Origin of the sequence: Paraburkholderia terricola, assembly GCF_900142195.1 — a bacterium.
Lineage (GTDB): Bacteria > Pseudomonadota > Gammaproteobacteria > Burkholderiales > Burkholderiaceae > Paraburkholderia > Paraburkholderia terricola.
Genome location: NZ_FRAB01000076.1, coordinates 8505 through 17129, shown reverse-complemented (window position 1 = coordinate 17129; position 8625 = coordinate 8505). Strand labels below are relative to the sequence as shown.

The window sequence follows — 8625 nt, the reverse complement described above, 5'->3', positions numbered from 1 at the left end:
GGACTAAACCGCTCGCGCGGTAGGGGTTACGATCCAACGCTGGAGGTGAAGGTCAAGCCGGTCACGCGGTTTATGTTGGCGAACGAGGCAATCCGCCTCGCTCTTCAACAGGAGCCGAATCATGACCTCCTTACCGGCAAACGTCAGCCCATTGCGTCAACGCATGATCGACGACATGCGCATGCGCCAGCTAGCCCCCAAGACGCAGGACATCTATTTGCACATCGTGCGTGAGTTCGCCCGGTTTCTCGGGCGCTCACCTGACACGGCCACCGTCGAGGACCTGCGCCGCTACCAGCTCTATCTAGTCGATCACGGCACATCGGCCGTGTCGCTGAACCACGCGATCACCGGCCTGAAGTTCTTCTTCACGGTCACGCTCGACCGGCCTGAGCTGATAGTCAGGATGCAACCGGTGCGTGTTCCCCGCATATTGCCCGTCGTGCTCAGTCCCGACGAAGTGCGGCGGCTGATCGAGGCAGCCGGCAACCTCAAGCACCAGACTGCGCTGTCGGTCGCCTACGGTGCCGGGCTGCGCGCGAGTGAAGTGGTCGCGCTGAAGGTCACCGACGTCGACAGCGAACGCATGACACTGCGTATCGAGCAGGGCAAGGGCCGCCGCGACCGCTACGCGATGCTCTCGCCGGTGCTGCTCGAGCGTCTGCGCGTATGGTGGCGCATGGCCCGTGCGCAGGGCAAGATGTTTGACGGCGGGTGGCTGTTTCCCGGGCTCGATCCGCTCGACCAGTTAAGCACGCGACAGTTGAACCGCGCCATTCATGCCGCCGCCGAAGCCGCGCACATCGAAAAGCGTGTATCCATGCATACCTTGCGCCACAGTTTTGCGACGCATCTCCTCGAACAGAAGGTGGATATCCGCGTGATCCAGGTTCTGCTCGGCCACGCCAAGCTTGAGAACACCGCACTTTATGTGCAGGTGGCCACCGACCTGCTGCATGAAGTCACCAGTCCACTGGACCGCCTGCCTCCTGGATAAGCCCATACCCCGCAGCATCTCATGCTGGAGGTTGCGGACATCTTCCGCAGCCACGGGCCGGCGTGGCGAGCCACGACACGCCTGAGCCCGGGGCAGCTGAAGGTCATGTCAGCCATCGAACGGTGCCGCACGGCGGCACTGGGCGGACATGTGTTGCGCTGTTCAGGCTGCGCAAAGGCGGAGGTGTCCTTCAACTCGTGCCGGGACCGGCATTGCCCAAAGTGCCAGGCCAGTGCCGCGCACCGCTGGCTGGAGGCACGCCAGACCGACCTGCTGCCTGTCGAGTACTTCCACGTCGTCTTTACGCTTCCCGCACCCATCAGCGCCATCGCCTGGTACAACAAACGGATCATCTACGGCCTGCTGCTCGACATCGCCGCTGACACGCTGCGCACGATCGCCGGGGATCCCAGGCATCTCGGCGCCCAGATCGGCGCCACGCTCGTACTGCACACCTGGGGCTCGGCGCTCACGCATCACCCGCATGTGCACGGCATCGTCCCCGGTGGCGGGCTGTCGCCTGACGGTGAGCGCTGGATCGCCTGCCGCCCCGGCTTCTTCCTGCCCGTGCGTGTCCTGTCACGCCTGTTCCGGCGCCGCTTCCTCGAGGCACTCCAGTCGGCTCACCACCGTGGCGACCTGCAGTTCTTCGGCGAGGATACCGGGCTCGCTGACCCCGCCATCTTTGCCCGCTGGCTTGCGCCGCTGCGCACCTGCGAATGGGTCGTCTACGCCAAGCGACCGTTCGCCGGACCGAAGGCGGTGCTCGAGTATCTATCACGCTACACACACCGCGTCGCCATCTCCAACCAGCGCCTCGTCGCCTTCGATGAGCGCGGCGTGACGTTCCGCTGGAAGGACTACCGCGCGAAGGGACACACCCGCTACAAGACCATGACCCTCGAAACCGGCGAATTCATACGCCGCTTCCTGCTCCATGTGTTACCCGCTGGCTTCCATCGGATCCGTCACTACGGACTGCTCGCCAACCCGGTGCGCCGCGCCAGACTCGCGAGGGTACGCGATCTGCTGCACATCGCACCCGCGACCAGCCCATCACCGGACCACGCCATCATCGAAACCCGGCCCGTCTTTATCTGCCGGCACTGCGGCGCACCGATGATCGTCATCGACATCCTCGCGCGCAGCGCCCCGATCCGCGCACCGCCCATGCGCCGCGATCAGACATGAACTCCACGGCTCCTCGAACTGCCTGTCTAACGTTGGCTTTGCGGCAACGCGGCCCACGAACGGACGTATGCGCGCGTCGCTTTGCGATGTGCTTCGTGCGCCCGTTTCATCATCCCGAATACACAACTGCACCGCGTCGCTATGGCGTTAGTGCCCGACCGGCTTCCCGCCAGACTGTGTCGCACCCGACATCACTGAGCATCCCGGGCTATCAATCGCCATAGCCGCGAAAGCTCCAACCGCATTGGGGCACTCCGCGGTTTCCTCCATCGGGCTTATTCGACGCCTGCCGGCACGCGCCGAGGTATCGTCACGTTCCTGTGGCCGACGGCAGGCATCGAATAACCCTTAACGGTTGTTGCCTGACGCGGAACAGGCCGCAAGCGGACATTCATCCGCAATCCCAGGTAACAACGAACGTCGGCAAATGCCGAACTTCAGCCATCTGGACTACTAGTCAAAGCGGTGCTTTTCATCGGTTTCACGATGACGACGATCGCCGTCCACGTGAAGATACTGACCGGTGGTCGTGAGCGACGCATGGCCGAGATTGTCACGCACGAGCCGCAAGTCGACCTGTTGGCCCGCGATATGCGACCCTGCGCTGTGCCTCAGCTAATGCGCAGACGCCTGCTTCAGTTGATCGGCTCGTGGCGCATGCGTTTCGCCACGGGCACGCAGTGCGTCGGCTGTGCCGCCGAAAACCTGCTTGACGATGCGGTGCAGTGCGGCGCGCGTCAACGGTTTGAGCGACTGCCCGATCGGCAGTAACAGGGGCGTGTCTTCGTCCTGAGATGGAAGTGCCGGTAGTCCCCGTTCGCGACAGTATGTCGAGAGGTCCGCCATCATCTCCAAGGTGGCTGGCGCCAGCGGCTCCCTTGTCGCCTTTGCCCAGCACGTCCAGCCACCAGAGATCTTCGCCGTTTACGACCCGGCGGCGGAAGAATCGGCCCATCGTGTTTTCACCCACTTCAATGATCCGTAAGCCATCCAGATAGAGCAGGGTGACAGCCAACACGTGCGCGAGTAATGCTCGCGTTCGCGGTCCGTTTCTTTCGGCACCGCCTGAATCCAGGTTTTGACCTCAAGCCACAGCTCGGGCGACAGATAGCGTGTGATACGCGGCTTTTCCTGCCTCGAAGCTCTCCCGCACCATCGCCAGTTTCTCGTCCATCGACCAGCGCCGCTGACGCTGCGGCCCCCTCAATACTTCCATCACTTCTTGCTTGTTATTAGTCATGTACACAGTCTTATGCCTACGGCCGTAGATCGATGTCCGCCACGGAAGGCAGCACCCGAGCCCAAGCAAGGATGGCGTCTGACGACTTCCATTCCGCGAGTAACGCGCTTTCTGATTTGGCCTGCACCGCGCCACTATTGGCCTCAGTCGCATCCGCCTGTTTGGTCTTTGCGGGTGATTTGGAGCTCTCGGGCGTGTCGACCTTTTCCAACATCGCCAGATCCGCGCAGTGCTCCTTCGAATCTGTCACCGCAACAGTAGCAATCTGATCGAACAGACTAGGTAGAAACCTCTCAGCGAGCATCAACTTCGCCCAGCACCGGCAGCTTGATTTCTTCGCCAAAACCTGATCTGATGCCGCTGACGCCCTTCGGCTTCCTCGGATGTCAGTTGACGGGGCGACAGCAGTCCGGACGCTGTCATGTCGTCACCGGTGAGGTCTGCCTGGCATGGCGCCGGGCGAGATGGGCAGAAAGGACGAACCAGCTATGCGGGTCGGGGCGCAATCAGTTTCTCCGATTGACTGATCCGCACAACGAACGGTGGGAGACGGTCGAGCCGACCGGGCCATTCGCGACCCGTCAACGGTCAGTCTTCCAAGAGGAATGCGAGCCGCATGGGATGTTTTTCACGGGGTCGCGCGTCCTCATTTCCTGTGTCTCGGATTTCGGGGTGGTGGGCGAAGCTACGTTTCGCTACCTGTCCCCGGCACCCGTTGATGCGTCGACCGGATTCTGGCGATTTCGGCAAGCAATGTTAAGCGGCCGTGAAAAACCGTGTTGCGAATATCAAATCGCCTGCCCTAAGTGTTGCGGGTATGAGCGGCCAGGTCGAGAATGAACCGATGATCGGTGTTGTTGAACATCTCAGCTTTCTTGCTATTACTACGTCAGCGGTTCGGTACAAACGGAATTTGTGCGCTGTGTAACGACCAAGCCTCTGCCGGCAGCCCAATATGCAATATGCCCAGCAACTGCCCCATGCCGGCGAACACGCGGTAGGCGCTCGCCACCTCCGCATACTGGCCGCCAACATAGGCAATGCGTGCACTGTAATACTCGTTCTCCGCATTGAGCAAATCGAGCAGCGATCGTTGCCCGATTCCGAACTGCAACAAATACGCCTCCCTGGTTGCCGCACTGGAATCGACGTATTGCTTGAGCACGACTACCCGATCGCGTGCCGTGAGGTACGCATTGAACGCGAGTGAGACGCTTTCCTGTATCTCGAGACGCGTACGGTTGCGAACTTCTTCGGCTTCCCGGATCTGGGCATGCGTCTCCCCGATTCGTGCTTTATCAGCCCCGCCCTGGAAGATGTTGTAGCGAAGGCGCAGCATCACGCGGCGATCGTTGATTGGCCCGAGAACGCCCTCCCGGTCATGAGTCGAGCTGAGCTCGAGATCAAGACGTGGCCACAAAGCCGACTTGGCGACGTCGTACTGTGCCCGGGCTTGACCGACGTCCGCCTCGGCGCCCGCGAGCGAAGGGTGGTTGGCCAACGCCGTGTCCAGCGCTTGCCGTTCGGTTTGCGGCAACTCGCTCTCCGGTGCTACCGGCTTGGCGAGAGCATCCGGCGGCATGCCCACCAGACGGGCGTAGGCAACCTCGGCATCTTTCAGGCTGCTTTGCTCGGACCGCAAATTGTCCCGGGCCAGAGCCAGACGACTTTCTGCTTGATAAAGATCGGCGCGGCGTCCGACGCCGCGGTCGCTGCGTAGCTTGATCTGATCGTAGATCCGGAGGTGGGATTCGATGTTGTCTTCGGCGGCGGCCGTCGTCTCCTTGCGGCGCAAAACTTCAAGGTAGGCGCCCACCACACGCAACGCCACGTCCTCCGCGGTAGTGGCTACGCCATAGGCCGAGGAATCGATGCGAGCGCTTTGACGCGCCACTTCACTTTTGACCGCGAAGCCGTCGAACAGCATTTGCGACAGCGTCACGTTGGCGGTGCTATGCGTGAAGCTGGTCCGATTCAAGCCGAGCAGGCGCGTCTCTTCGTCGTCGCGCCGTTCCCTGCCGATGGCCGTGTCGACGTCCAGGCGGGGCCAGTAACCGGCCTGCGCCTGCTTCAGGCCCTGGTCTGCCGCCTGTCGGTGATGAGTGGTGGCGAGTACTTCGGGATTGGTTCTTATCGCCTGTTCGACCGCTTCCTGGAGGCTTTGCGCGCCCGCGAGCGAAGGTGAACCCGCAATCGCCGATGCCAGTACAAGCATGGCTAGCCATGGTCTTCTTCTATTCATTGCGCATTTCCTGTAACCCGACGGTGGCTTGTATTCACTGCCGCTCAAGCACAAACAGACATTCGCGATGCTCGGAACCATGTGGCCGACGCATGTTACTGGAGATGTGTTGCGCTTTCAATTGACGTATCCCCGCTCACCGGATGGTGTCGCGGGAAATGCATTGAGAAGTATGACCCTGCGAGGAACGCATTTGAATGCTCGATGAACAGTTCAAGCGTTGCTCGCGGGGTGTGCTGGCCGCCTAATACTCCTGAATGTGAGGCAGCGCTGGCGTAACGTAAGTCACGGCGGTGCCAGTGCCCTGATCATGCGTGAACTGGAAGCCGGCGGCAGACAGCCCGCCTTGCAGCGCGAGCTGAGCGGAGTGAACGCCGTCGCTGACGGTCAGCGTGCCTCCCGTTCCCGCATCATTGGCCGTAAAGCTGAGTGTCGTATGGTCATTGCACAAGACGTCCGCAAGATCTAGCGTGTTGCCGGCGCCGAACCCGGAAACCGTACCGGTGAAGTTGCCTGATTGATCGAGCTTGAGCGTGCCCGTGGCGCCGTCGGCGAACGTCGTGTTTTCCATGGATGCAGCGCCGAACTCGAGTGTCGCGGCACCGCTGATCGTCGCGTGGCCGTTGCCGGTGACATCACCGTGTATCGCCAGGCTGCCGTTATTGGCCAACAGGTGGCCCGCATTCGCCACTGCGCTGTCGATCACGAGGCCGCCGCTGCCCGTTGCTTCAAGCGTGCCTGTGTTGACTATGACGTTGCTTCCTGTGTCGATGACCAGCGCGTTAGTACCGTTGGCGACAATCGTCCCCTCATTGACAAGCGTCAATTGGCCGGCTCCGATCTGGCCGGCACCGGCGATCGTGTTGTCGACGTTGATGAGCGTCGCGTCGGGACTGCCGCCAAATATGACGTTGTGGCTGTCGTCGGAGAGTGTAAGGTGTCCGCCGCCTTCAAGCGATGCACTCTTCACGAGGACCTCGAGGTCGGTTCCGTCGCCCGTTGACGCGAGCGCGATCGTACCTGTGTTGTTGATCGTCCCGCCGAGGGGAAGCATTGCGCCATCGTTCACCGTCATGACGCCCGAGTTGACCATGACTGGCTCCTGGTCAAACACGAAGTTGTCGACGGTGAGGTCTGCGGAATGGACACCCATGACCGTAAGCGTTTCGCCGGCGCCCAGTGCAATTACTGCATTGCCGCTGGCATCGTCGGTCATGTGCGTCTGGACGTCGCTGAAACTCGTGATGCCCGTGAAGCCGACGAGATCGATCCTGTCCGCCGCGAGGTCGAGATTGTGCAGCGTGTCGCTTCCGATGGGTTGTGCGAAAACGAATAAGTCATGGCCGGCAGAACCCGTCAGGTGATCGTCGCCCGACCAGGCGAAGATCGGTGAGTTTGCCGCGTATGCCTCCACATTGTCGGCAACTGTGACGCTCGCATGGCTACCGTCCGTGTTGGTCCAGTTCTCGGTGACGGTGAGCACCGTGGCGCCGGTAAAGGACGCCGGCGGCGTGACCGTGAGAGCGCTGAGATCGTTCGTCGGGACGAGCCATGCGCCGTTGCCGAGATCGGTTCCGGCGTTCAATTGCCAGCCGGAGGGGATGCCGGCAATCGTTACCGTGAGGTCGGCCGGATGGCTGGACAGATCGGTTAGCGCAAGGTTGATTTCGGAACCGGCCATGCCGGCGGGGGCTGCGTGTGTGGAGGTTTTGGTATTGCCTGCGAGGTCCCATTCGGTCACTGTCAAATTGTGATTATTTAGTCCCGACTGGGATAGGACCCACGTTCCACCGCTCTGCTGTGTCGCGGAGTAGTCGGCCGAATTACTATTGTCGTGGACCCCGACTTTCCAAACGTTGGAAGTGTCGGTGGCGGCAGTCAGCTTGTTCCCACTGTAGCTCCACGACAGGTTCGCTGGAGACGTGGTATCGAGCGTGAAGCTGAAGGCCGTTGCAGCCGAGATGTTGCCGGCGACATCGGTCTGCCGCACCTGCACGCTATTCGCCCCTTCGACGGCGCTGAAGCTGCTGCTCCAGTGCGCCCCGTTGTCGACGCTGTACTGGACGGTTGCGCCACCCTCGACACCACCGAGCGTCAGCGTCCCGGCACTGGTCACGTGATCGCTGGCACTGCTGCCGGAGTCGGTGGCGAGTGCCACTGCGGGTGCCGCCGCGGCCGTGTCGAGCGTGAAGCTGAAGCCGGTCGCGGCCGACACATTGCCGGCCACGTCGGTCTGCCGCACCTGGACACTATTCGCGCCTTCGACGGCGCTGAAGCTGCTGCTCCAGTGCGCCCCGTTATCGATGCTGTACTGCACCGTCGCGCCGCTCTCGACGCCACCGAGGGTCAGGGTACCGACACTGGTCACGTGATCGCTGGCGCTGCTGCCTGAGTCGGTGGCGAGCGCCACGCCGGGTGCGACAGCCGCCGTGTCGAGCGTGAAGCTGAAGCTGGTCGTGGCCGACACATTGCCGGCGACATCGGTCTGCCGGACCTGCACGCTATTCGCCCCTTCGACGGCGCTGAAGCTGCTGCTCCAGTGCGCCCCGTTGTCGATGCTGTACTGGACGGTCGCGCCGCTCTCGATACCACCGAGCGTCAGCGTGCCGGCACTGGTCACGTGATCGGTGGCGCTGCTGCCCGAGTCGGCGGCGAGCGCCACGCCGGGTGCGACAGCCGCCGTGTCGAGCGTGAAGCTGAAGCTGGTCGCGGCCGACACATTGCCGGCGACGTCGGTCTGCCGCACCTGGACGGTGTTCGCTCCTTCGACGGCGCTGAAGCTGCTGCTCCAGTGAGCCCCGTTATCGACGCTGTACTGGACGGTCGCGCCACTCTCGACACCACCGAGCATCAGCGTCCCGGCACTGGCCACGTGATCACTGGCACTGCTGCCGGAGTCGGTGGCGAGTGCCACGCCGGGCGCCGCCGCGGCCGTGTCGAGCGTGAAGCTGAAGC

General features: G+C 62.3%; 5 protein-coding genes and 1 pseudogene. 2 read left to right on the top strand and 4 right to left on the bottom strand.

Annotated elements, in window-relative coordinates; all coding sequences use genetic code 11:
• The first annotated feature begins 121 nt into the window (after positions 1-121).
• Both BUE39_RS32670 and BUE39_RS32665 read left to right on the top strand, forming a co-directional pair.
• On the top strand, positions 122-997 hold the full coding sequence (locus BUE39_RS32670; RefSeq protein ID WP_073432055.1) for a site-specific integrase: 876 nt from the start codon (positions 122-124) through the stop codon (positions 995-997).
• Between the two features lie 21 nt (positions 998-1018).
• Complete coding sequence (locus tag BUE39_RS32665; protein WP_073432054.1) at positions 1019-2188, top strand: IS91 family transposase; 1170 nt, start codon at positions 1019-1021, stop codon at positions 2186-2188.
• Between the two features lie 453 nt (positions 2189-2641).
• Here the strand turns inward: BUE39_RS32665 and BUE39_RS33935 are convergent.
• The 4 genes and pseudogenes from BUE39_RS33935 to BUE39_RS32640 form a co-directional block, all read right to left on the bottom strand.
• A pseudogene (locus tag BUE39_RS33935) lies at positions 2642-3325 on the bottom strand (tyrosine-type recombinase/integrase); the annotation flags it as partial.
• Positions 3273-3428, bottom strand: a complete 156-nt coding sequence (locus tag BUE39_RS35050) for a hypothetical protein (protein WP_159442613.1) — start codon at positions 3426-3428, stop codon at positions 3273-3275. The pseudogene BUE39_RS33935 and the gene BUE39_RS35050, both read right to left, overlap by 53 nt.
• 889 nt (positions 3429-4317) lie before the next feature.
• Entirely contained in the window at positions 4318-5670 is a 1353-nt protein-coding gene (locus BUE39_RS32645) for a TolC family outer membrane protein (RefSeq protein WP_073432797.1), read from the bottom strand.
• 244 nt (positions 5671-5914) lie between these two features.
• The coding region (locus BUE39_RS32640; RefSeq protein WP_235005018.1) for a beta strand repeat-containing protein at positions 5915-8625 on the bottom strand (2711 nt) is incomplete at its 5' end.

Coding starts and splice junctions, on each gene's coding strand:
- BUE39_RS32670 (WP_073432055.1), top strand. CDS start 122: ATGACCTCCTTACCGGCAAACGTCAGCCCATTGCGTCAACGCATGATC.
- BUE39_RS32665 (WP_073432054.1), top strand. CDS start 1,019: ATGCTGGAGGTTGCGGACATCTTCCGCAGCCACGGGCCGGCGTGGCGA.
- BUE39_RS35050 (WP_159442613.1), bottom strand. CDS start 3,428: ATGACTAATAACAAGCAAGAAGTGATGGAAGTATTGAGGGGGCCGCAG.
- BUE39_RS32645 (WP_073432797.1), bottom strand. CDS start 5,670: ATGAATAGAAGAAGACCATGGCTAGCCATGCTTGTACTGGCATCGGCG.